At 34.6% G+C, this 1382-nt stretch carries 1 pseudogene; it reads right to left on the bottom strand.

Going from position 1 to position 1382, the window contains the following annotated elements:
• Positions 1-1382 (bottom strand): annotated as a pseudogene (locus tag Q0997_RS20110) (chromophore lyase); the annotation flags it as partial.

Below are 1382 nucleotides of genomic sequence, written 5' to 3'. Positions count from 1 at the left end.
GCAGTAATAGCACCAGTATTATCACCAGCACAATTAATAGTAGGGTTTACAGAGACTAAATTAATCTCTAGATTAGGGATAGGAACAATAGTAATTTCATTAGATACATTAGCAATACAACCATTGGCATCTCTTACATAATATTCATAAGTTCCAGCTGCAACATTAAAAGTTATATCAGTATTAAAATTACCTAATACAGTTGCAAAATTTGGAGTACTACTATAAGCATATGGTCCAGTACCTCCAGAAGCACTTAAAGTAAGTGTTGCTTGCGTTAAACACGTTGGTGTTGTTGCTGCAACTAAACTTGCTACAGTAGGAGTTGGCTCATTTATAACAATATCGGCAGAAGTAAGTTCACAATTAAATCCATCATTAATAGTTACGCTATATGTACCAGCAGCTAAGTCTGTAAAAACATTAGATTGCTGTGGACCAGATTCTGTTGTAGAAGGAGAACTAGAGTTAAGAGTATAAGTATAGTTGCTACCTTGTCCACCTGTAACATTATTTACAGTTATGGTTGCATTTTGATCTCCAAAACAAGATAATAAAGTTGCACTTGGAATAAATGTAGCACTTATTGGTGTTGGTACATCAAGAGTAACAGTATCTGAAGCTATACAACCTTCAGAATCTCTAACATTTACAGTATATGTTCCTGCAGATAATCCAGGGAAGAAGCTATTATCAGAATATGGTTCAATAACTGTAGTTCCTAGTACTAATTCATATTCATATGTATTACTCCAACCTCCAGTAGCAACGGCTGTAATAGAACCTAAGTTATTATCACATGTTACATTAGATGTTTCTGATGCTACAACTGATAAGGCAGCTGTAGGTTGTGTAATTGTAAAACTCTTACTTACAGTACAGAAAGGGTTATTAACTAACGTCGCATCTATTGTATATGTCCCACCAGCTAAACCTGTAATAGTAATTGGGCCAGCATTTGCAGCTGTACCTGCAGTAACAGGAGCACCTAAATTATCAGTTACAGTATAGTTAAAAGGACCAGATTGATCTGGATTTGTTCCTGAAATAACTTGATCTATAAAAGTAACATTTACACTACCATCTGTATCATTAAAACAAGTCACATCTACAACTGAGTCTATAGTAAGATCAAAAGTATTAGGGTCGTTTACAAAATGTACAGTTTCTAAGCTACATCCTGTATCTAGGTTTTCAACAGTGATTATATAGTTGCCTATATCTAATCCAGTAAATATACCAGTAGTATTAGTTTGACTATAAACACCTCCAATTACAGCGCCAACGACATCTTCTATAGTGTATTGTAAATTCGTTGGTGTTCCTCCAGAAGTTGTTGCTGTTACTGTAACATCTTCAAGATTATTACAAGTAATAGCAGT

The sequence above is a fragment of the uncultured Lacinutrix sp. genome (assembly GCF_947500325.1).
Classification (GTDB): Bacteria; Bacteroidota; Bacteroidia; order Flavobacteriales; family Flavobacteriaceae; genus Lacinutrix.
This window is presented reverse-complemented; position numbering and strand designations above follow the sequence as displayed.